Annotated in this window: 23 protein-coding genes; 13 read left to right on the top strand and 10 right to left on the bottom strand. The window is 71.9% G+C overall.

The window, feature by feature from the left end; all coding sequences use genetic code 11:
* Positions 1 to 29: 29 nt before the first annotated feature.
* Positions 30 to 959 (top strand): YihY/virulence factor BrkB family protein, encoded by a 930-nt coding sequence (locus tag ACZ63J_RS40155; RefSeq protein WP_465399257.1) that lies wholly within the window; start codon positions 30 to 32, stop codon positions 957 to 959.
* Between the two features lie 84 nt (positions 960 to 1,043).
* The gene (locus ACZ63J_RS40160) at positions 1,044 to 2,084 is read left to right on the top strand and encodes an LLM class F420-dependent oxidoreductase (RefSeq protein ID WP_465309912.1); all 1,041 of its coding nucleotides are present in this window, start codon (positions 1,044 to 1,046) and stop codon (positions 2,082 to 2,084) included.
* Positions 2,085 to 2,345: 261 nt separating this feature from the next.
* Here the strand turns inward: ACZ63J_RS40160 and ACZ63J_RS40165 are convergent, their stop codons facing one another.
* The gene (locus tag ACZ63J_RS40165) at positions 2,346 to 2,957 is read right to left on the bottom strand and encodes a class F sortase (RefSeq protein WP_465399256.1); all 612 of its coding nucleotides are present in this window, start codon (positions 2,955 to 2,957) and stop codon (positions 2,346 to 2,348) included.
* A 254-nt stretch (positions 2,958 to 3,211) separates the two neighbouring features.
* On the opposite strand from ACZ63J_RS40165, the gene ACZ63J_RS40170 reads away from it, so the two are divergent.
* On the top strand, positions 3,212 to 4,156 hold the full coding sequence (locus ACZ63J_RS40170; protein ID WP_465335309.1) for a Ppx/GppA phosphatase family protein: 945 nt from the start codon (positions 3,212 to 3,214) through the stop codon (positions 4,154 to 4,156).
* A gap of 39 nt (positions 4,157 to 4,195) precedes the next feature.
* A complete protein-coding gene (locus ACZ63J_RS40175) occupies positions 4,196 to 4,378 on the top strand; it encodes a hypothetical protein (protein WP_465399255.1) in 183 nt (60 codons plus the stop codon).
* Here the strand turns inward: ACZ63J_RS40175 and ACZ63J_RS40180 are convergent.
* The 3 genes from ACZ63J_RS40180 to ACZ63J_RS40190 are packed head-to-tail and all read right to left on the bottom strand — an operon-like array spanning position 4,359 to position 7,870.
* Positions 4,359 to 6,764, bottom strand: coding sequence for a glycoside hydrolase family 65 protein (locus tag ACZ63J_RS40180; RefSeq protein ID WP_465399254.1), 2,406 nt, complete (start codon positions 6,762 to 6,764; stop codon positions 4,359 to 4,361). The two genes, ACZ63J_RS40175 and ACZ63J_RS40180, sit on opposite strands and share 20 nt — an antisense overlap.
* Positions 6,761 to 7,492 carry an HAD family hydrolase gene (locus ACZ63J_RS40185; RefSeq protein WP_465399253.1) on the bottom strand — a complete coding sequence of 244 codons (732 nt, stop codon included), beginning with the start codon at positions 7,490 to 7,492 and terminating at the stop codon, positions 6,761 to 6,763. The genes ACZ63J_RS40180 and ACZ63J_RS40185 overlap by 4 nt, the downstream gene beginning before the upstream one ends.
* A 9-nt stretch (positions 7,493 to 7,501) precedes the next feature.
* Positions 7,502 to 7,870: an ArsR/SmtB family transcription factor gene (locus ACZ63J_RS40190; RefSeq protein WP_465310217.1), complete on the bottom strand. Its 369-nt coding sequence runs from the start codon at positions 7,868 to 7,870 to the stop codon at positions 7,502 to 7,504.
* Positions 7,871 to 7,999: 129 nt separating this feature from the next.
* On the opposite strand from ACZ63J_RS40190, the gene ACZ63J_RS40195 reads away from it, so the two are divergent.
* Complete coding sequence (locus tag ACZ63J_RS40195; protein ID WP_465309918.1) at positions 8,000 to 8,506, top strand: PaaI family thioesterase; 507 nt, start codon at positions 8,000 to 8,002, stop codon at positions 8,504 to 8,506.
* Here ACZ63J_RS40195 and ACZ63J_RS40200 read toward each other — a convergent pair.
* Both ACZ63J_RS40200 and ACZ63J_RS40205 read right to left on the bottom strand, forming a co-directional pair.
* A complete protein-coding gene (locus ACZ63J_RS40200) occupies positions 8,496 to 8,816 on the bottom strand; it encodes a nuclear transport factor 2 family protein (protein WP_465399252.1) in 321 nt (106 codons plus the stop codon). The two genes, ACZ63J_RS40195 and ACZ63J_RS40200, sit on opposite strands and share 11 nt — an antisense overlap.
* A 51-nt stretch (positions 8,817 to 8,867) precedes the next feature.
* A complete protein-coding gene (locus ACZ63J_RS40205; protein WP_465399251.1) occupies positions 8,868 to 9,350 on the bottom strand; it encodes a MarR family winged helix-turn-helix transcriptional regulator in 483 nt (160 codons plus the stop codon).
* Between ACZ63J_RS40205 and ACZ63J_RS40210 the strand changes: the two genes are divergently transcribed.
* Complete coding sequence (locus ACZ63J_RS40210) at positions 9,349 to 9,810, top strand: pyridoxamine 5'-phosphate oxidase family protein (protein WP_465335315.1); 462 nt, start codon at positions 9,349 to 9,351, stop codon at positions 9,808 to 9,810. The two genes, ACZ63J_RS40205 and ACZ63J_RS40210, sit on opposite strands and share 2 nt — an antisense overlap.
* A 100-nt stretch (positions 9,811 to 9,910) precedes the next feature.
* Complete coding sequence (locus tag ACZ63J_RS40215) at positions 9,911 to 10,372, top strand: hypothetical protein (protein WP_465399250.1); 462 nt, start codon at positions 9,911 to 9,913, stop codon at positions 10,370 to 10,372.
* Between the two features lie 2 nt (positions 10,373 to 10,374).
* Here the strand turns inward: ACZ63J_RS40215 and ACZ63J_RS40220 are convergent, their stop codons facing one another.
* Positions 10,375 to 11,571, bottom strand: a complete 1,197-nt coding sequence (locus ACZ63J_RS40220) for an ROK family protein (protein WP_465399248.1) — start codon at positions 11,569 to 11,571, stop codon at positions 10,375 to 10,377.
* 101 nt (positions 11,572 to 11,672) lie between these two features.
* Between ACZ63J_RS40220 and ACZ63J_RS40225 the strand changes: the two genes are divergently transcribed.
* Entirely contained in the window at positions 11,673 to 12,413 is a 741-nt protein-coding gene (locus ACZ63J_RS40225) for a DUF427 domain-containing protein (protein ID WP_465399247.1), read from the top strand.
* Between the two features lie 4 nt (positions 12,414 to 12,417).
* Here ACZ63J_RS40225 and ACZ63J_RS40230 read toward each other — a convergent pair whose 3' ends face one another.
* Both ACZ63J_RS40230 and ACZ63J_RS40235 read right to left on the bottom strand, forming a co-directional pair.
* Positions 12,418 to 13,698, bottom strand: a complete 1,281-nt coding sequence (locus ACZ63J_RS40230) for a carotenoid oxygenase family protein (protein ID WP_465399246.1) — start codon at positions 13,696 to 13,698, stop codon at positions 12,418 to 12,420.
* 1 nt (position 13,699) lies between these two features.
* Complete coding sequence (locus ACZ63J_RS40235) at positions 13,700 to 14,260, bottom strand: hypothetical protein (RefSeq protein ID WP_465399245.1); 561 nt, start codon at positions 14,258 to 14,260, stop codon at positions 13,700 to 13,702.
* Between the two features lie 91 nt (positions 14,261 to 14,351).
* On the opposite strand from ACZ63J_RS40235, the gene ACZ63J_RS40240 reads away from it, so the two are divergent.
* Complete coding sequence (locus tag ACZ63J_RS40240) at positions 14,352 to 14,864, top strand: PadR family transcriptional regulator (protein ID WP_465335319.1); 513 nt, start codon at positions 14,352 to 14,354, stop codon at positions 14,862 to 14,864.
* Positions 14,865 to 15,077: 213 nt separating this feature from the next.
* Here the strand turns inward: ACZ63J_RS40240 and ACZ63J_RS40245 are convergent, their stop codons facing one another.
* The gene (locus ACZ63J_RS40245; RefSeq protein ID WP_465399244.1) at positions 15,078 to 15,833 is read right to left on the bottom strand and encodes a zf-HC2 domain-containing protein; all 756 of its coding nucleotides are present in this window, start codon (positions 15,831 to 15,833) and stop codon (positions 15,078 to 15,080) included.
* Between the two features lie 16 nt (positions 15,834 to 15,849).
* Between ACZ63J_RS40245 and ACZ63J_RS40250 the strand changes: the two genes are divergently transcribed.
* The 4 genes from ACZ63J_RS40250 to ACZ63J_RS40265 all read left to right on the top strand — a co-directional run bounded on the left by ACZ63J_RS40250 (position 15,850) and on the right by ACZ63J_RS40265 (position 20,657).
* Positions 15,850 to 16,407, top strand: a complete 558-nt coding sequence (locus tag ACZ63J_RS40250; RefSeq protein WP_465399243.1) for a sigma-70 family RNA polymerase sigma factor — start codon at positions 15,850 to 15,852, stop codon at positions 16,405 to 16,407.
* A gap of 173 nt (positions 16,408 to 16,580) precedes the next feature.
* Positions 16,581 to 18,824: a xanthine dehydrogenase family protein molybdopterin-binding subunit gene (locus tag ACZ63J_RS40255; RefSeq protein ID WP_465399242.1), complete on the top strand. Its 2,244-nt coding sequence runs from the start codon at positions 16,581 to 16,583 to the stop codon at positions 18,822 to 18,824.
* Between the two features lie 8 nt (positions 18,825 to 18,832).
* Positions 18,833 to 19,288, top strand: a complete 456-nt coding sequence (locus tag ACZ63J_RS40260; protein ID WP_465399241.1) for a (2Fe-2S)-binding protein — start codon at positions 18,833 to 18,835, stop codon at positions 19,286 to 19,288.
* A 139-nt stretch (positions 19,289 to 19,427) separates the two neighbouring features.
* A complete protein-coding gene (locus ACZ63J_RS40265; RefSeq protein ID WP_465399622.1) occupies positions 19,428 to 20,657 on the top strand; it encodes a PucR family transcriptional regulator in 1,230 nt (409 codons plus the stop codon).
* The last annotated feature ends 15 nt before the right edge of the window (positions 20,658 to 20,672 follow it).

The following is a 20,672-nucleotide window of genomic DNA, read 5'->3' on the forward strand; positions in this document are numbered from 1 at the left end:
GAGAGGGTCGGCGAGTGGGACGTGGAGCGGTGAAGGCCGTGCTGGGCAGGCCGCTCCGGCGGTGCGGGGCGACGTTGGCGTGTTACCGGGAACGCGACGGCGACCACTACGCCGCCGCCGTCACCTTCTTCAGCCTGCTGGCGCTCGTGCCGATGATCATGGTCGCCGTCTCGGTGGCCGGCTTTGTGTTGGCCGGCGACCGGCTGCTCGCCGCCGAGCTCGACCAGGTCATCCGCGCCTCGCTGCCGCCCGAGCTGGCGGGTCAGGTCACCGGCGTCGTGCACACCGTCGTCGGGGAGCGCGGCCGGATCGGGCTGCTCGCGCTGGCCGTGGCCGCGTACTCGGGCTGGAGCTGGATCAGCAACGTCCGCGACGCCGTCACCGCGATGCTCGGCCAGGAACGGACCCCGCGGCCACTGGTGCGCGGCATCGTCGCCGACGTCTTCGTGCTCGCCGGGGTCGGGCTGGCGATGACCGTGTCCTTCGGGCTCGCGGCGCTCACCGGCGCCGCCGGCAGCTGGCTGCTGCGCCTGACCGGGCTGGACGGCGGGTTCGCGCACGTTGTGCTCGTCGCGGGGTCACTGCTGCTCGGGCTCGCCGCGAACTGGCTGGTGATCGCCTGGTGCCTCGCCCGGCTGCCCCGCACGCCCCTGCCGCTGCGCTCGACGCTGCGCCCGGCCGGGGCCGCCGCGCTCGGGCTCGGCGCGATCCAGCAGGCCGGCGGCCTCTACCTGCACATCCTCGGCCGGTCCCCGGCCGTCGCGACGTTCGGCACGCTCGTCGGGGTCCTGCTGTTCGGCTACCTGATCGTGCGCTGGCTGCTGATGGTCACGGTGTGGCTCACGGTCCGGGACGAACCGCCGGCCGGCACGCTCGCCGCCGACGTCCGCTACGCCGGGACGACGCTGGGCGCCGGGGCGTCGGCGGAGCTGGTGGTCCGCACCCTCACCGGCCGCTGAGTGGCGGGCCGCACATCGCCCGGGTGGTGACCGGAGTCTCCCGTTAGGATCCGACTAAGCGCTTGCTCAGCAACGGAGGTGGACATGCGGATCGGGACCGCGATCAACTACGCCGGAGGCTTCGCCGACAGCGTCGCGGACATCGTCGAACTGGAGAAGGCCGGCCTCGACGTCGCCTTCGTGCCGGAGGCGTACTCGTTCGACGCCGTCAGCCAGCTCGGTTACCTCGCGGCGAAGACCGAGCGCGTGCAGCTGGCGTCCGGCATCTTCCAGATCTACACCCGCACGCCGACCCTCACCGCGATGACCGCGGCCGGGCTCGACTTCGTCTCCGACGGGCGGTTCATCCTCGGCCTCGGCGCGTCCGGCCCGCAGGTCATCGAGGGCTTCCACGGCGTGAAGTACGACGCGCCGCTGGCCCGCACCCGCGAGATCGTCGAGATCTGCCGCCAGGTGTGGCGCCGCGAACGCGTGGTCCACGACGGCAAGCACTACACGATCCCGCTGCCGCCGGAGCAGGGCACCGGCCTGGGCAAGCCGCTGAAGCTGATCAACCACCCGGTGCGCGAGCGCATCCCGGTGCTGCTGGCCTCGCTCGGGCCGAAGAACGTCGCGCTCACCGCGGAGATCGCCGAGGGCTGGCAGCCGATCTTCTTCCACCCGGAGAAGGCCGCCGACGTCTGGGGCGAGTCCCTGGCCGAGGGAAGGGCCAAGCGCGACCCGGCGCTGGGCGAGCTGGACACGTTCGTCACGGTCGCCCTCGCGATCGGCGACGACGTTGACGGGCTGCTCGACCAGGTGCGCCCGGTCGTGGCCCTGTACGTCGGCGGAATGGGCGCGCGCGGCAAGAACTTCTACAACGACCTGGCGTGCCGCTACGGCTACGAGGCCGAGGCGAAGCTGATCCAGGACCTCTACCTCGACGGCAAGAAGGAAGAGGCCGCGGCGGCGGTGCCGATCGAGCTCCTGCGCGCGATTTCCCTGGTCGGCCCGGCGGGTTACGTGCGCGAGCGGGTGGCGGCGTTCAAGGAGGCCGGCGCATCGACGCTCATCGTCAACCCGCTGCAGCCGGGCCGCGAGGCGCGGGTGGCCGGGGTGTCCCAGCTGCGGGAGCTGATCGACTGAGGTGGGGCGGCGCCGCGAAACCCTCGCAACGCCGGGTTGCGGTTGCCGAGGCGCCAGCTGCGCACTTTGCCGCAGGCGGGCAATCCTTGCGGCGCCGGGGCTGCGGCTGCTGATCGACTGAGGCGGGAATCCGGTGCCGCGCAATCCGTGCGGCTCCGGACCGAGGGGTTGCGGTGGCCGAGGCACTAGCCGCGCACTCCGCCACCGCGCAAGGCAATCCCACCCGCACCCGCCGCCCGGACGTGCAGGCCGTCGATCCAATCAGACCGGCACCGCCGACACCGCAACCCGCGCCGCGCCCAAACCGGCCGTGTCGTTCACGCCGTCGCTGGTGATCAGCCGCAGCTCCGGTCCCGTCCCCTCGGGCGCAACCAACGTGCTGTCCGGCTCGTCCGCCGGATACAGCGCCGTCTTACGAACGGTGAACCGGGACTCGCGGCCGTCCTCGGCGCCGATGATGATCATCGCGCCGCGCTCGAGCTTGCCGAGCCGGGCGAAACTGCCGCTCGTGTACCCGAAGCCCGCGTGCCCGGACAGCACCGCCACCCCCGGCGCGCCCGGGGCCGGGCCGTCGGTGAACCAGCCCACACCGAGCGCCGTGCCGGGCTGCTCGCGGCGGCCGCCGCCGACGTGGCCGAGGCCGATCAGGTGGTTCAGCACCAGGCCGAGCGACGGGACCCGGAGGGCGACCGGCGGGGCGCCGGACCCGAGAACCGCGGGCCCGTTCACCGCCGGCGCGCCGGGTGTGACCGACGTTACGGGGGTCAACACGGTCGTGACGCCGAGCAGCACGCAGCCGAGCCCGGCCACGACCGCGAGCACGGCTGCGGCCGGCCGCACGAGCTCGGATCGCCGTGTCGGTCGTTCGGTCACTTTCGCCTGCTCCGCACCGGTTTTGATGTCCGATTAATCGCGCTGGGACGGGGTGGCGTTACCGAATCGTGTCCACTGCTAGGCTCGTTCACTCGATCGGGTCATCCCGCTGTGACCTTCTTGTCAAGAAGGCACGTCTGTCAGGGTGCAATCCGTCAAGGTCCGGCAAATCGGTACGAGATCGGACATCATTAGATGTTTGATGCAGTCGGACTGGGGATATCCACTGCCGGGAAAGTGAGGTGCGCCGCGCTGTGCGAAAAATCGACGAGCCCGCGGTGGGCGTGCTGGACGTCGGGTCCTTCAGCGCCCGGCTGGTCGTGGTGCCGATCGACGGCTCACCGCGCGAGCCGCTGCTGAACCACCAGACGCGGCTGCGTCTCGACCGTGAGCTCGACGACCGCGGCCGGCTCACCGACCAGGGCGTCGCGGCCATCACGGCCGCCGTCGCCGCGGGCATGACCATGGCCTACCGCGCCGGCGTGCGCAGCGTCTACCCGCTGGCGACCTCCTCGATCCGCGACGCGGCCAACGCCGCCGAGGTCGTCCGGCACGTCGCCGGCGAAACCGGCGTCGAGCTGCGCTTCCTCTCCGGTCCGCGCGAAGCGGAGCTGACCTACCTGGCCGCTCGCCGCTGGTACGGCGCGTCGGCCGGCCCGCTGCTGGTGCTCGACATCGGCGGCGGCACGGTCGAGCTGGCCGCCGGCTGCGGCGAGACGGCGTCGTTCGCCCGTTCGCTGCCGCTGGGCGCCCGGTCGATGACCCGGGACTGGCTGCCGAGCGAGAAGGTGTCGGGCAAACAGGTCAAGGCGCTGCGCGCGCACGCCCTCGACGTCGTGACGACCACGCTCGGCGCCGCGGGCGTCCAAGACCCGTGGGTCGTCGGCTGCTCGAAGGTGCTGCAGCAGCTCGCCCGGCTGTCCGGCGCCCGGCCGGGGCGGCGCCGCGAACTGCGGCTCGACGACCTGCGCGCCTGGATCCCGCGGCTCACTGCGCTGCCGCCGTCCAAGCGCGCCCAGCTGCCGGGCATCTCCCGCAGCCGCGCCCACCAGGCCCTGGCGGGCGCGATCGTGGCGGAGTCCCTGCTGACGGTGGCCGGCGGCAAGATGTCGATCTGCCCGTGGTCCACCCGGGACGGCCTGCTGCTGAGCCTGCAGGACAAGGCGATGGCCGCGGCCACCAGCCTGCCCGCGGCCTGACCCCTGGTCGTGGCCGGGAAAACCGGGTATGCCGGAAGCATGAGCCAGCAGCAGAGCAGTCACACCCGCGACGACGAAGACGAAGAGCTCCCGAAGCTCCCGACCCCCGGCTCGTTGACCCACGACGTGCCGACAGCGCCGGACCCGGACGTCAACCCGGGCGGGACCGAAGACGTGCCGGCCCCGCCCGGGCGTGACGTCGTCAGCGACCTTCCGGAGTGACCGGGTTGGTCGGTTCCGCGTACTGACGCACCTTTTCCGAGTCGCGGCGCATCGGGGCGCGCCCCGGCGGCTGCTTCGGCGGGTCGCCGGCGTCGATCTTCGGGATCGGGAGACGCCGGGGCTCGGCGGTGATCCGGACGCGCTCGCCGTGGTGCAGCACTTCGATGGGCTCGCCGGCCAGCACGTGGTAGGTGGCCTGGTCGGCGTCGATCTCGACCTGGAACCGGGTCTCGCGGAACATCAGGCGGAACGTGATCCGGTCCAGCTGCGCCGGCAGCCGCGGCGCGAACGCGAGCGTCGAGCCGTGGTCGCGCAGGCCGCCGAACCCGGCCACGGCGCCCTGCCACGCCCCGGCCAGCGACGCCATGTGCAGGCCGTTGCGGACGTTGTTGTGCACGTCGTGCAGGTCGGTCAGCGCGGCTTCGGCGAGGTAGTCGTAGGCCAGGTCGAGGTGCCCGACCTCGGCCGCGACCACCGACTGCGTCCCCGCCGAAAGCGACGAGTCACGCACGGTCCGGGCCTCGTAGTAGGCGAAGTTGCGCGCCTTCTCCTCCGGGCTGAACGAATCTCCGCACAGGTACAGCGCCAGCACCAGGTCCGCCTGCTTCACGACCTGCTTGCGGTACAGGTCGAAGTACGGGAAGTGCAGCAGCAGCGGGTACTGCGCGAGCTCGGTGCCCTCGTAGTCCCACTCGTCGTGGTCGAGGAAGCCCTCCGACTGCGGGTGCACGCCGAGCTCCCGGTCGTAGGGCAGGAACATCGCCGCGGCGGCCGCGCGCCACGAGTCCAGTTCGACGGCGTCGACGCCGAACCGCGCCGCCACGTCCGCGTGCCGCCGGCAGGACTCCGCCGCGGCCAGCAGGTTCCGCTTCGCCATCAGGTTCGTGTAGACGTTGTTGTCCGCCACCGCGGAGTACTCGTCCGGCCCGGTGACGCCGTCGATGCGGAACGCGCCGTGCCGGTCGTGGTGGCCCAGCGACGCCCACAGCCGCGCGGTTTCCAGCAGCAGCTCGGTGCCGTAGTCCCGCTCGAACTCGTCGTCGCCGGTCGCGTTGAGGTAGCGCAGCACGGCGTCGGCGATGTCCGCGCTGACGTGGAACGCGGCCGTGCCGGCCGGCCAGTAGGCCGAGCACTCGGCGCCGTTGATCGAGCGCCACGGGAACGCCGCGCCGCGCAACCCCAGCTGGTGCGCGCGTTCGCGCGCTTTGTCCATTGTGGAGTGCCGCCAGCGCAGGGCGTCGCGCGCCGCGTCCGGCATCGTGTAGGTGAGCACCGGCAGGACGAACGACTCGGTGTCCCAGAAGGCGTGCCCGTCGTAACCCGGGCCGGTCAGCCCCTTGCCGGCGATCGCGCGGCTCTCGCCGCGGGCCCCGGCCTGCAGGAGGTGGAACAGCGCGAAGCGAACCGCTTGCTGCAGCTCGGGATCCCCGTCGATCTCGATGTCCGACGTCGCCCAGAAGTCGTCGAGGAACTCGCGCTGCTCGGTGACCAGGCCCTTCCAGCCGGTCTGGCGCGCGCCCGCCAGCGCCGCCTCGACCTGCGAGCGGAGCGCGGGCACCGAGCGCTGCGCGGACCAGCCGTAGGCGAGGAACTTGGTGATGCGCAGCCGCCCGCCCTTCGGCACGTCGACCGCGACGGTGAGCCGCGCGAGGTCCTCCTCGGAGTGGATGCGGGCGCGGATCCCGTCGTCCACCTCGATCTTGTGGTCCATCGCCGCGGCCATCCGCAGCCCGGAGCGGCGGGTCTGGTGCACCAGCACGGCGTTGTACTCGTGGGCGCGGTGGAACTCGCCGACCAGCGGCGACTCCAGCGCGGCGGCCACCCGCGGGTCGCTCGTGTCGGACTCGATCGGCTCGTTGGCCAGCAGGTCGGACTGGACGACCAGCTGCAGGTCCTCGTCGAGCGGCTCGACCTCGTACCGGATCGCGGCGATCGCGCGCTGGGTGAAGGAAACCAGCCGTTCGGTGCGCACCCGCACCCGCCGCCCGGTCGGCGACGACCACTCGGTGCTGCGGCAGAGCGTGCCCTTGCGGAAGTCGAGCACCCGGTCGTGCTTGGTCGCCGTGCCGTAGCGCATGTCCAGCGGCTCGTCCTCGACGAGCAGCCGGATGATCTTGCCGTCGGTCACGTTGACGACGGTCTGGCCCTCTTCGGGATAGCCGTACCCCGCCTCGGCGTAGGGGAGTTCGTGCTGCTCGTAGAACCCGTTGAGGTACGTGCCGGGCAGCCCGCGCGGCTCGGCCTCCTCGAGGGTGCCGCGCAGCCCGATGTGGCCGTTGGACACGGCGAACGCCGATTCGGTGCGCTGCAGGGCGTCGACGTCCATGCCGCGCCACCGCAGCTCCCACGGCGCGCACTCGTAGCCGCGGGGTTCTTCCTCGGTCATCGGTCCTCCAGCAGTTCGGCGAGGTCGTCGACGACGACGTCGGCGCCGTGCGCCCGCAGCGCGTCGGCCTGGTCGGCCCGGTTGACGCCGACGACGTACCCGAAGTTCCCGGCCTTCCCGGCCTGGACGCCGGACTGGGCGTCCTCGAACACGGCGGCGTGCGCGGGTTCGACCCCGAGGGCCTTGGCCCCGGCCAGAAATGAGTCCGGCGCGGGCTTGCCCTTCAGGTGCTGCTCCCGGATCGTGAGGCCGTCGACGCGGGCTTCGACGTACTTGCTCAGGTCACCCGCGTCGAGCACCTTGGCGCCGTTCGCCGACGACGTCACGACGGCGATCCGCAGCCCGGCGGCCTTGACCGCGTCGAGGTAGCGGATCGAGCCGGGGTAGGGGCTGACTCCGCGCTCGTCGATGATCTTCAGGACCAGCTCGTTCTTGCGGTTGCCGACGCCGTTCACGGTCGGGGCGTCCACGGCGTCGTCCGGGTCGCCCTCGGGCAGTTCGATCCCGCGCGACTTCAGGAATTCACGCACTCCGTCGGCGCGGGGGCGGCCGTCCACATAGGTCGCGTAGTCGGCGTCGGTGAACTCCTGGAACCCGGCGCCGTCCCGCGCGCGGAGAAATTCATCGAATGTCCGTTTCCACGCCTCGCGGTGGAGCACCGCCGTTCCCGTGAGCACTCCATCGAGGTCGAACAGGCAGGCGGTGATGGTTTCGGGCAGTCCCGTCATGCCCGCACGCTACCGGTCCTCGTCTTCGTTCGCGGCGTGTTCGGGGTGGGGGCGCACCCGATGGATGAGTTCGTGCACGGTCGCGTCCGCGAGCCGGTAGCGCACCACCCGGCCGGAGCGCTGCGTGGTGACCAGCCCGTGGGCGCGCAACAGCCGCAGGGCCTGCGACACCGCCGTGTCGGTCATGCCGGTCGCCGCGGCGAGGTCGGTGACGCTGATCTCGCGGGCGTAGTGGATCGAGACGAGCAGCGCGAGCCGCGAGGGGTCGGCGACCACGGAGAACCGCTGGGCCCACTCGTCGATGACGGCGCGGTCGCCCAGCCCGTCGACCGCCGCGGCCACCCGTTCCGGGTCGATCAGCTTGCGGCCGGGGTCGATGTCCACCCCCGGATGATTCCACCCGGGCCGCGGGGCGACCACCGGTGGTCTGGGTCACGCGCGCTTGACGCCGCGGGCCCGGGCGGGCGAGGCTGCGGTTAAGACACTTGTCATAGTCGAGGAGCCGAGATGACGGACGTGGCCGCCGGGGCGCAGACCCGCTCGAAGACGATCACCTGGCAGGACCCGGCGCCGACCGCCCGGCTCGGCCTGACCATGACCGGGCTGGAGTACATGACGGCGATCGCCGAGGGCCGCGTCCCCGGGCCGCCGATCGCCGCGCACTTCGGCCTGCGCTGGGAGCGCATCGCGCCGGGCGAGGTCGTCGCCGTCGCGGAGCCGGACGAGTCGCTGTACAACCCGATCGGCATGGTCCACGGCGGCGTCGCGGCCACGATGCTGGACTCGGTGGTCGGCTGCGCCGTGCACACGACGCTGCCGGCCGGGGTCGGGTACTCGTCGGTGGAGCTGAAGGTGAGCTACCTGCGCGCCATCCACGCGGGCCGCGGCGAGATCCGCGCGACCGGCCGGGTGGTGAAGGAGGGCTCGCGGATCGCGTTCGCCGAAGGGGAGATCCGCGACGCCGAGGGCAAGCTGCTGGCGACGGCGTCGGGGACCTGCGTCATCACGCGCTAGGTTCCTTCACGTCCCAGTGCTCGACGAGCAGGCCGTCCTCGACGCGCAGGATGTCGACGATCGCCGTGCCGGCCACGTGCAGGTGCACCATGACGAGGTTGTGCTCGGCGACGACGTGCCGGATCTCGGCGGTCGCGCCGGCCAGGGGTGAGTTTTTGACGGCGTCGGCGAACGCGTCGCGGCCGGAGGGCAGTCCCCGGCTGTGCGTCACGAAGTCGGGGTGCAATGCGGCTTTCGCGGCGTCGAAGTCCTTGTGCACGAACAGGTTCTCGAGGCAGTCGACGACGATCATGCGGTTCGTTTCGCTCATGCCCGTGATGATCGGCCGTCCGGTCCCGGACGTCGATTACGTGGCAGGTAATCAGTGCGGCGGGCGGACTCGGCGCTGCCGGACGGCGTCCTCGCCGCCGTAGCGGCCGATGACCGACGCCAGCAGGGTTCGCGCGTCTTCGACCAGCTCTTCGCCGTACTCCGCCACGAGTTCGTCCTGAAGCGCGCTTCGCAGGACTCGCGTCGCTACGACGGCTTCGCGCGCGTGCTCGGTGAGGTGCAGCAGCTTTGTGCGCGCGTCGGCCGGATCGGGCCGGCGTTCGAGCAGGCCCCGGCGTTCGAGATCGGCCACGGCTTTGGACGCGGCCTGCTGCGTGACGCCCATCCGCTCGGCCAGCGCGGTGATGGACAGGGGCGCGGCGAGGACGTGCTGGATCACGACGCCGTCGTTGAACCGCAGGTCGCCGAAGCCCTGCCCGGCCAGGCGCCGCTGCACCTCGTCGGTCAGCACCCAGCCCGCGAAGAGGGCGGTGAGTGACAGGTCGAGGTTTGCTGCCGTAGGATGCACAACCATGGTTGTGGAATCTAGCAGAGTGCCGGCCGGGCTGGCCGGCGAGTTCGTGCGCGTGGCCCACCGGATCGTGTGGTGCACGCTGGTGACGGTCGACCGCCGCGGCCGGCCGCGCTCACGGGTGGTCCACCCGATCTGGGCCGACGGCCCGGACGGCTTGACGGGCTGGCTGTTCACCCGCCCGACGCCGCTGAAGCTGGCGCACCTGGCGGCGTCGCCGTACGTGTCGTGCTCGTACTGGGACCCGCAGCACGAGGTGGCGGTGGCGGAGTGCCGGGCGGAGCTCGTCGACGACGAAGAGACGCGCGAGTACCTGTGGGACCTGTTCGCGTCGACCGCCGAGCCGCTGGGTTACGACCCGAAGATCCTTGGAGGGGAGGATTTCCGGGACCCGAAGATCACGGTGATGAAGCTGACGCCGTGGCGGGTCTCGACGGGCGGAGAAGCCTGGCGCGCGGCCTAGGCTCCGCTGGGCCGATCGTGTGGGACCGCGGCGGGCGGCTCAACCATCCGCGGCGCCGGGACGTGGGGGCGGCGAAACCCACCTGCGAAGGGATGCCCGGATGTTCAAGCGAACTCTCGCGCTGCTGACGTTGCTGTGCACGGCCCTCGCGCCCAGCCTGGTGCTCTCGGTGGCCGTGGCCGACGCCGCGGTCCCCGCCGCGGCCGTCGCGTCACCGAAGTGCTCGGGCACGGCGTCGCACGGAAAGATCCGTTACCAGGTCTGCTTCCGCTGGAACTGCGACAGCACGAAGTGCAACGTGCTCGGCTACCTGGGCCTGATCAACACGGCGACGAGCGCCCGGACCGTCAAGTGGGACCTCGTCTACGCCTACGACGGCGGCCCGTTCGACATCGACGACCTCGGTTCGGTCCGGCTGAACGCGGGCGAGCAGCGCACGATCTACCCCGCCGCGGGCCGGCAGACGCGGCTCTGCGTCCGCAACGAAGAGCGGCTCGACATCGACTATGACGGCAGCTTCAGCGATCCGGTCTTCGCGAGCGAGACCATCGGCTGCCTGTAGGGCTAAGCGCCGACGCGGCGGTCGAAGACCAGGCCTTCGGCCGCCCGCAGCCCGACGCTGATCGCGCCCGTCAGGACCGCGTCCTCGCCCAGTTCGCCCTGGACCACCTTCGGCACCAACGGCGTGAAGGCGCGTAACGCCCGGTCGATCGGCTCCAGCAGCAGGTCCGCCGCCGTGCCCATGCCACCGCCCAGGACGATCAGCTCCGGGTCGATCACCGCCGCCACCGAGGCCACCGTGTACGCGAGCCGGTCCGCCTCCGCCTCCAGGGCGCGGCGGGCCAGTTCGTCCCCTTCGCGGGCCAGGCGGAACACCTCGCGGGCCGACTTCGCCGTGCCCAGGCCGAGTTCCCGCGCGCCGCGGACGACCGACTGGGCCGCCGTCGCCTCTTCGAGGTGGCCGCGGGCCGGTGGGGTGCCGTCCTCGTCGCCGGCGCGGGTGCGGCCGTAGGGCAGGTAGCCGATCTCGCCCGCCGCTCCCGTCGCGCCGCGGAACACCCGGCCGTCGACCATCATGCCCATGCCGACACCCGTGCCGATCGTGATGCAGCCGAACACCGACGCGCCCCGCGCTGCCCCGCTCTCACCTTCGCCGACGGCGGTGAGGTTCGCGTCGTTCTCCACCATCAGGTCCGGGCCCAGCGCCGCCTCGAGGTCGTCGATCAACCCGGCCCGGCCCCAGCCCGGCAGGTTCGGCGCGTGCCGGAAACAGCGCTTCTCCGGATCGGCGACACCGGGGGAGCCGACCACGCGGACAACGATGTCGCCGGCCGCGAGACCCGCCTCCGCGACGGCCGCGGCGGCGATCTTCCCGACCGCCGTGACCAGCGCCGCGCCGGAGCGCGCGGTGTTGCGCTCGTCGCGGCGCGCCACGAGCGTGCGGCCGAGGTCCGAGACGGCTACCCGGAGGTGCTCACGGCCGATGTCGACGCCCAGCACGTACCCCGCGGTGGGGTCGGCTTCGTACAGCACGGCCGAGCGCCCGGTGCCGGTCGAGGTATGCCCGGTCGGCCGGGCCAGCCCGGCGGCTTCGAGCGCGAGCAGCGCCTGGCTCACCGTCGGCTTCGACAGCCCGGTGTCCTTCGCCACCTGCGGCCGGGTCGCCGGTCCGCTGCGGCGCAGCAGGTCGAGCACCGCCCGCTGGTTGATCTTGCGCATCCCGGCGGGGGTACCGACCGTGGGAGCTTCTACGCCGGCCACCCGTGCCTGCCTCCTGTCGTCTTTCGTCCGTTCTGCCACGCTAGCCGCCCGAGCCCCGGTTTTCCCGGAATACGCCGTGTTCGGGACCCGTTGATCGGAGCATGAGCACTCCGGTACGCGGGCGGGTCCGCGTGGCAGCAGGCGCCAAGCGGGTACGCGTGTTCCTCGCCGGGCAGGTCGTCGCGGACACGGTGCACCCCCTCCTCGTGTGGGAAGTGCCGTACTACCCCACGTACTACTTCCCGCGCGCGGACGTCGTGAGCGGGCTCCTCACCCCCTCCGGCCGGACGTCGCACTCGCCCAGCCGGGGAGAAGGTGTTCTGTCGACGATAAAGGTCGGCGGGGCCGAGGCGGTGGACGGCGCGCTGGAATACCCGGATTCGCCGATCGCCGAGCTGCGGGACCACGTCCGCTTCGACTTCGCCGCGTTCGACTGGTTCGAAGAGGACGAACAGATCTTCACGCACCCGCGCGACCCCGGCGTCCGCGTCGACATCCTGCCGAGCTCGCGCCACGTCCGGATCGAGGTCGACGGCGTGACCGTCGCCGACACCGTCCGGCCGCACCTGCTGTTCGAGACGGGCCTGCCGACGCGGTACTACCTGCCCCGCGTCGACGTCCGGATGGACCTGCTCGAGAAGGTCGACGCCGTGACGCACTGCCCGTACAAGGGCGCGGCCGAGCACTTCGACGTGACCGGTCACCAGGACCTCGCCTGGAGCTACCCGACGCCGCTGCCGGAGAGCGAGCGCGTCGCCGGCCTGGTGGCGTTCCTCGACGAGAAGGTGGACGTCTTCGTCGACGACGTCCGGCAGGAACGGCCGAAGACGAAGTTCGCCTGACGCGTCACGCGTCCGGCAGCCAGTTCCCGTGGAAGCCGGCGGGGACCCGGCCGGGCAGGTGGACGGTCGCCACGGGCGCCGCGGCGACGTTCCCGGCGTCGAGCACCACGAGGTCGCTGCGGTCCTCCGCCGCGTCGTAGACGTAGCTGAGCAGCCAGCCTTCGCCGTGCTCCGCCGGGACGAACACCGCTTCCCCGGGGATCCGCCCGGGCCCGAAGACGTGCTCGGCCGCCGTGCCCGCGTGCAGGTCGTAGCGGCGCAGGACGTCGTGGCCGGTCACGTGCCCGAAGCGCGAGTCGGACCCCGCGAGCCGGTCGTCGATGCGGGGGAACTCGCCCGGCCGGTCGTCCAGCCGGTCCTCGGTGACCGTCCCGGCCGCGAGGTCGATCGTCCAGCGCCACAGGGACGCCGGCGGGTCCTCGTGGCCCGCCCACCACTGGTGGTCGTACCGCATGACGTGCACGACGATCCGGCCGTCCGGCGTGTCGAACGCGTTGAGCGTGTGGAAGACGTAGCAGGGCTCGATCTCCAGCCAGCGGACGCCGGCTTCGGGCGCGTCCCGGCGCAGCACGCCGAGCCGTGCGCCGTAGCTCGCGTCCCAGCCGTAGGGCATGCCCTGGCCGACCGCCGCCAGGTCGAACACGACGGGCAGGTCGTAGAAGACGACGTGCTCCTTCGTGAGGGCGAAGTCGTGCATCATCGTCAGCCCGGGCACGTCGATCGGCTGCTTGACGACGAGCTTCCCGGCGGCGTCGGCGCGGTAGTACCCCACGTGCGGCGCGGTGATGCTGCCGTAGCCGAAGAAGTGCAGCTCCCCGGTCGACGGGCAGATCTTGGGGTGGGCGGTCATCGAATCGGCCAGCTCGCCGTCGAAGTCGTACACGCCGACGGTGTCGAGCTCGGTGGTGATCTCGTACGGCAGCGAGGATTCGACGAGCGCGAGCGTGCGCCCGGCGTGGTTGACGACGTGCGTGTTGGCGACGCTGGTGCGCAGGTTCCGCGAGCCGTCTTCGTTGTAGAGCTTGCGGTCCGGGTCGCCGAAGCTTTCGGTGCGCACCCAGCGGTTGCGGTACCAGGCCGCGCGGCCGTGCTCGAGGCGGACGCCGTGGACCATGCCGTCACCGGTGAACCAGTGCTTGCTGGCGTCCTGCGGGTTCGGGCCGTTGCGCAGGTACCAGCCGGTCAGCTCGGGCGGCAGCGCGCCGGTCACCGGGAGGCCGGCCGCGGTCAGCTCGTCGTGGACGGGGGCGTAGGCGCCGGTCAGGTGGAAGTCCGTGGTGGTCATGTCAGACGGCTTTCTGGGCGCGGGCGCGCACGACGCGCGGGTAGCGGATGGTGAAGGCGACGGGGACGGCGAAGCCGAGGACCTTGAGCGTGATCAGCGCGGCCGTCGCGTGTGGCGCGAAGTTCAGCAGCGCGATGCCGGCGAGGCCGGTGACGGTGAAGCTCAGCGCCCAGACGAGCGTGATGATGACGTTGACCCGCTTGAAGACCGGGTTGCCCCAGAGCTCCGGCGGCGTCATCGTCCGCGCGATGCCGAGGGTGAACGGCCGGCCGATGGCCAGCGAGCCCCAGGCGGTGAGCGCCAGCCAGGCGTCGGTCAGCGCGCCGGTGTAGGTCTTGAGTGGCGACGCGGGGAAGGTGAACGCAACGGCCGTGAGCAGCGCGAAGAAGGCGAGCGCGCTCCACTCGATGATCAGCGCGTCCGCCTTGCGGCCTTCGCGGCGGGCCAGGACGAGCAGGCCGGCGGCGAGGACGAGCCCGGTGAGGCCGGACCAGCGCCAGTCCGCCTGCGTGGCGACCACGGCGAACGCGATCCACGGAAGGAAGCTCTTGAGGTAGTTCATGTCCCGCTCTCCCCTGACGTTCCAACTTTGACATGTCGAAGTTAGAACCTGCTACATGGACATGTCAAGACTGGAATGTCATGATGGGGTCATGAGCCTTCGCCACGCTGTCCTCGGTCTACTGGACGAGCACCCGATGAGCGGCTACGACCTGCTGAAACGCTTCGAGCAGGCGATGTCCAACGTCTGGGCGGCGACGCAGAGCCAGCTCTACGGCGAGCTCGGCAAGCTGGAGACGGCGGGCCTGATCCGCGTCCACGCCGAGGGCCCGCGCGGCCGCAAGGAGTACGAGCTCACCGACGCCGGCCGCGCCGAGCTGATTCACTGGCTGGCCGAGACCGAGCCGAACCGCGTGACGCGCAACGAGTCGCTCCTGCGCGTCTACTTCCTCGGCGCGATCGGCCCGGAGCGGGCGCGGGAGTACCTGGCGAACCTGGGGGAGACGGGCCGCCGCCGCACCGAGCGCCTGACCGACCTCGAGAAGACGATCGACTGGGGCGACGACGCCCCTTCGGTGTACGGCCGGCTGGTCCTGGAGTGGGGCAAGCGCTTCTCGGAGATGCAGCGGGAATGGGCGGAGTGGGCGGTGAAGCAGGTCGAGTGAGGCTTGTATAACGCCGTGTACAGCAGGTGGTTTTGCGCGTCGCGATCGGGGCGAATCGACCGGGTCGCCGGCACGACGCCGGCGTGCGCCACGCCCGTTGCCGGCTCGGGCCGGTGGGCGGCCGAGTCCTGGCGGTGCCCGTTGACCGATGCCGGTTGCGAATTCGCGAAGATCGCCCTGACCGCGGACGTCACGGGCAGTACTGAGCGAACCTCAGGCCGCGTGGCGGCCGTGGGCCTGGCGCCGGAAGGGCCGGGGCCGCGGCCGTCCCGGCGCCGGGGTGTCCACTGTGGACCCGGTCGCCGTCGCGCCGGAGTCCGAAGTCGCCGCCGGGAGCGGGGCCGTGCGGTCACGATGACTCCGGTGGACCGCCCACAGCAGCACCAGCCCGAGCACCACCAGCACGTGCGTCGCCAGCCGGGCGAACGTCACCTGGCCCGCCGCCAGGTCGCCCGCCGAGAGCACCAGCAGCACCCCGACGAACCCGGTCAGCAGCGGCAGCTGGCCACCCGCGGTGCGGGGCCGGACGACCGCCGCCAGCAGGCCGATCCCGACCGCCAGGTTCCACGCGCCGCTCTCGTGGGCGAGGTGCCCGGCGAGCGCGACGGCGTCGTGCAGCGTGTGTGCGTCCGCCGTGCCCAGCAGCTGCGCGAACGCCAGCCCGAGCTGCGCGATCGCCACCACGGCGAGTGCGATCCGCAGTCCCCAGCCCTCGCCGGACGGCGCCGGCGTGCGGTCGAGGATCACCGCGGTGAGGTCCGGGACCGGCGGGGCCGGGCGCAGGAGCATCGCCCGCCGCAGGTCGGACGCGCGCCCGAACCACTCCCGGCACGCCGCGCACGACGCCAGGTGCGCGTCGGGCGACACTGGCTCGTCCTCGCCGTCCAGCCGGGCCGACAGCGCCTCGCGGCAGTCCTCGCACTTCATCTCCCAGTAGTCGGACGGCGGAACCCCGAAGTTCCCCGTCACTGCTACGTTCCGGGCTATGACTCGCGGTGAGAACGACACACGCGTCACGGCCCTGGCGATGGCCGCCGGCCGCGGCGACCGGCGCGCCCTGGAGGAGTGGGTCCGCGCGACGCAGGCCGACGTCTGGCGCTTCCTCGCGCACCTCACCGACGCCGCCTCGGCCGACGACCTGACGCAGGAGACCTACCTCCGCGCCTTCGGCAGCCTCCGCCGGTTCGCCGGGCGGTCGTCGTCGCGGACCTGGCTGCTGGCCATCGCGCGGCGGGTGGTCGTCGACCAGATCCGGGCCGCCGGCGCGCGGCCGAAGCTCGCCGACACCGACTGGGAAGCCGCCGCCGAGCGCACCCGCGACCCGGCGGCCGGCTTCGAAGAGCTCGTCGAGCTCGGCCTGCTGCTCGACGGACTGGACCCGGAACGGCGCGAGGTCCTCGTGCTGACCCAGGTCCTCGGCCTGTCCTACGCCGAGGCCGCCGACGTCTGCGGCTGCCCGGTGGGCACCGTCCGTTCCCGGGTCGCCCGCGCCCGGGAGGACCTGATCCAGGCCCGGCGCGCCCGCGGTTCGGACGCCGGCTGAACCACCCGGCGCAACCGCTTGCGCCGTCCGGCACTGTGGCGGCGCACACATTCGGGGGCTTCCGCTGTCATCTCGTCACAGAGATGGGCGAACACGACTACTCCGCGTTGACGCCCTGACAACGCCTGCTTAGCGTGGCGCGCACCCCGCCACCACGCTGCAAGGGATCCCCGATGGCCAGTCCCACCACCAGTCCCGCAGGCCCGGAACCGGGTCAGGTCGGCCGCCGCCGCTTCCTGACCTACCTCGTCGCCGCGCCCACGCTCACCGTCGCCACCAAGCTCACCGCCGACGCGGTGGCCCCGGCCACCGCCGAAGCCGTCGTCCCGACCCTGCCGCAGCCGGCGGAGATCCTCGACCTCGGCGACGTGCTGACGCTCTCGTGCGTGCCGACCGCCGGGATGCTCGTGCTCGAGATGACCACCGACGGCCGGGCGCGCCTGCAGCTGCCGCGCGCCGAGGTCGGCCAGGGCATCACGACGGCGACGGCAATGCTCGTCGCCGAGGAGCTGGACCTGCCGCTCGACAAGGTCGACGTCGTGCTCTCGGACGCCCGCACCGAGCTGCTGTTCAACCAGCTCACCGGCGGCTCCAACACGATGCGCTCGCTCTACGACCCGGTCCGCGCGACCGCGGCGACCGCGCGCGCCCGGATGCTGGCCGCGGCCGGGGCGCAGTGGGGGACCGACGCGTCGCGACTGTCCACTCGCGACGGTGCGGTGCACGCGCCCGACGGCCGCCAAGCCGGCTACGGCACGCTCGCCGGGCCCGCGTCGCGCTCCGGGCTGAGCGTCGGCGCGATCCAGCCGAAGGCCGAGGCCGCGCACACGCTCGTCGGCACGCCGACCTCGCGCAAGGACGCCCGCGCGATGGTCACCGGCAAGCAGGTCTACACGCTCGACCTCGACGTCCCGGGCGCGAACCCGGTGATGGTACGGCGCCCGCCGACGATCAACGGCACCGTGAAGAAGGTCAACAACGAGGCCGCCGTCCGCGCGATGCCGGGCATCATCGACATCGCCGTCGTGAAGACCGGCGTCGCGGTGATGGCCGAGACCTTCGGCCAGGCCCTCGACGGCAAGGAGGCGCTCGACGTCACCTGGGGCGCGGGCACGGTCGACGGCGAAGACAACGAGAGCATCAAGAAGAAGCTGCGCGGCGCCGCGCTGCCGTTCGTGGTGCCGCCGCTGCTCACGCAGTACGTCGACGGCGAGTTCGACTTCGCCTTCGCGAGCCACGCGCCGATGGAGTCGAACTCCGCGGTCGCCGACGTCCGCGACGGCAGCGCCACCATCTGGGCCGGCCTGAAGTCGCCGATCGTGGCGAAGCAGACGATCGCGCAGGAGCTGGGGCTGCCGGAGAACAAGGTGACCGTGCACGTCCAGCAGGGCGGCGGCTCCTTCGGACGCCGGTTGTTCTTCGACGCCGCACTGGAAGCCGCGCACATCTCCCAGGCGATGAAGAAGCCCGTCCGGCTCATGTGGAGCCGGATCGACGACATGCGCCACGGCCGCGGCCGCGCGGCCAGCTACCACCGGATCCGCGCGACGTTCGCGCTCGGGCAGGTGCTCACGTTCGAACACCGCGTCGCCAGTGTCGAAACCGACTGGAGCCACGGCCTCGGCGAGATCCTCACGGCGTTCGCGGCGAAGCTGCCCGTCGGCGGCAACCTGAGCTTCGCGCAGACGGTGTTCCTGCTGACGATCAAGTCGCCGTACAACTTCGGCGTCACCACGCAGCTGCTCAACGAGGTGCCGCTGAAGTTCCACACCTCGGCGTGGCGCTCGGTCTACTCGGCGAACACCCGCGGCGCCGAAGAGATCATGGTCGACGAGATCGCCGCGAAGCTCGGGAAGGACCCGCTGCAGTTCCGCCGCGAGTTCATCAAGGAGCCGCGGCAGCGCGCGGTGCTCGACAAGGTCGCCGAGCTCGGCGAGTGGGGCAAGAAGATGCCGAAGGGCTTCGCGCAGGGCATCGCAGTGCACGGCGAGTACAAGTCCTTCACCGCGTGCCTGGTCGAGCTCGACGCGCGCGACACGAAGTACCCGCGCGTCACGAAGGCGACGATCGCGGTCGACGTCGGCAAGCCGGTGAACCCGCGCGGCATCCAGGCGCAGATGCTCGGCGGCCTCACCGACGCGATCTCCACGACGCTCACCGCGGGCCTGCACATCGACAAGGGCCTGCCGCTGGAGGGCAGCTACTCGCAGTTCCACTACGCGCGGCAGAAGAACTCGCCCACCGACGTCACCGTGCACGTGATGCCGGCCAGCGGGGACGACATCGGCGGCGCGGGCGAGCTCGGCCTGCCGGCGCCGGTCGGCGCGATCGCCAACGCCTACGCCCGGGCCACCGGGATCAAGCCCCGCAGCTTCCCGATCACCTTCCCGGTCGACTTCGAACCGTTCCCGCGCTGAGGAGAACCATGCCGAACTACACCTTCGTGGTGAACGGGAAGACCGTCACCGTCGACGCGCCCGCCGACCTGCCGATGCTGTGGGCGCTGCGCGACAAGCTCAAGGTCCGCGGGCCGAAGTACGGCTGCGGCATCAACGTCTGCAAGGCCTGCACCAGCCACCTCGACGGCGAGGCGTTCAACCCCTGCGTCACGCCGGTCGCCGACTGCGCGGGCAAGGAGGTCACCACGATCGAGGGGCTGGCCGACGGCGAGAACCTGCACCCGGTCCAGGAGGCCTGGCTGGAGCAGGACGTCGCGCAGTGCGGCTACTGCCAGCCCGGCCAGATCATGGCGGCCGTGGCGCTGCTGAAGAAGACGAAGAACCCGACCGACGCGGAGATCGACGCGATCCAGAACGTCTGCCGGTGCGGCACGTACTTCCGGATCCGGGAAGCGATCAAGAGCGCCGCCGCGAAGATGTGACGACGCGGATGCGGAGGTTCTACAGAAGAACCTCCGCATCCGCGGTAACTGTAGAAAGTTCACCCGGTCGTGGTGGCCGCTTTCGGGTTAGATGTCGGTCTCGGGCCTCGACGAGGAGGTCGGGGGACCGGAGGGCACCATGCACTACCAGGCGCTGCTGGCCGACGGGCTCGCGCCGAAGGTCGCGTCCCTGGCCGCGGAGGTCGAGCGCAAGCTGCCCGAGCTGATCGAGAGCACCGTGCGGCAGATCCGCGCCGAGATGCCGGTGTACCAGGACGCCCGGTTCGTCACCCACGCCGAGCTGCGGAACTCCGTGCGGGCCAACCTCGAGCACGTCATGCGCACGCTGCGCGGCTCCGACGCCCCGGACCTGTCCCAGGCCCGCGCCACCGGCCGGGCCCGCGCCCTGCAGGGCGCACCGCTGCCGGAGCTGCTGCGCGCCTACCGGATCGGGCTCACCGAGGTGTGGCACCGGTTCGTGGAGCTGACCGCCCGCGGTGAGCAGCAGGACCTCGCCGGGCTCGTCGCCGCGACGTCGGCGATCTGGGCCCTCATCGACGACCTCGCCGAAGCGCTCACGACGTCCTATCGGGACACGACGGCGGAAGTCATGGTGGCGCACCAGAACCGGCGCTCGGCGCTGGTCGAGGCGCTGTTCGCCGGTGGCTCCGCGACCGAGGGCACCCTCTGGGACATCGCGCGGGTGCTCGACCTCGCCCTGGACGGCACGTTCGTGGTGGTCGCGGCGGAAACCCCGCGGCTGGGCCAGGAACCGCTGCCGCAGATCGAGGCGCGGCTGCGCGAGCTGCACCACGCGTCGGCGTGGCGGCTGACCCCGGACCTGCAGGTCGGCGTGGTGTCCCTGCGCGACCCAAGCGCGTCGAAGGCGATCGTCGACCTGGTCCGCGAGCACCCGGTCGGGCGGGTCGGCGTCAGCCCGGTGTTCACCGGCCTGGGCAACACCTCCCGCGCGCTGCACCTGGCCCGGGTGGCGCTGTCGAGCCTGATGCCGGGGACACCGGCGCTGGTCCAGTTCACCGAGTCGCCGCTGGCCGGGCTGGTGGCGAGCGCGCCCGAGGCGTCGGTGCAGCTGGCGCACCACGTCCTCCAGCCGGTCCTGGACCTCCCGGGTGACGACCGGAACGTGCTGCTGCTGACGTTGCGCGCGTGGTTCGACTGCCAGGGCTCGACCAAGCTGACGTCGGAACGGATGTTCTGCCACCCCAACACGATCCGCCACCGTCTCAAGCGGATCACCGAGGAGCTGGGTCGCTCGCTGACCGACCCGGCCGACATCGCCGAGCTGGGCGCGGCCCTGCGGGCGCTGAACCTCTTCCCGGAAGCGACCCATCTCCCGGCGCCGCGCTGAGCCCCGGCCGGGTGT

Source organism: Amycolatopsis sp. NPDC104863, from assembly GCF_055582965.1.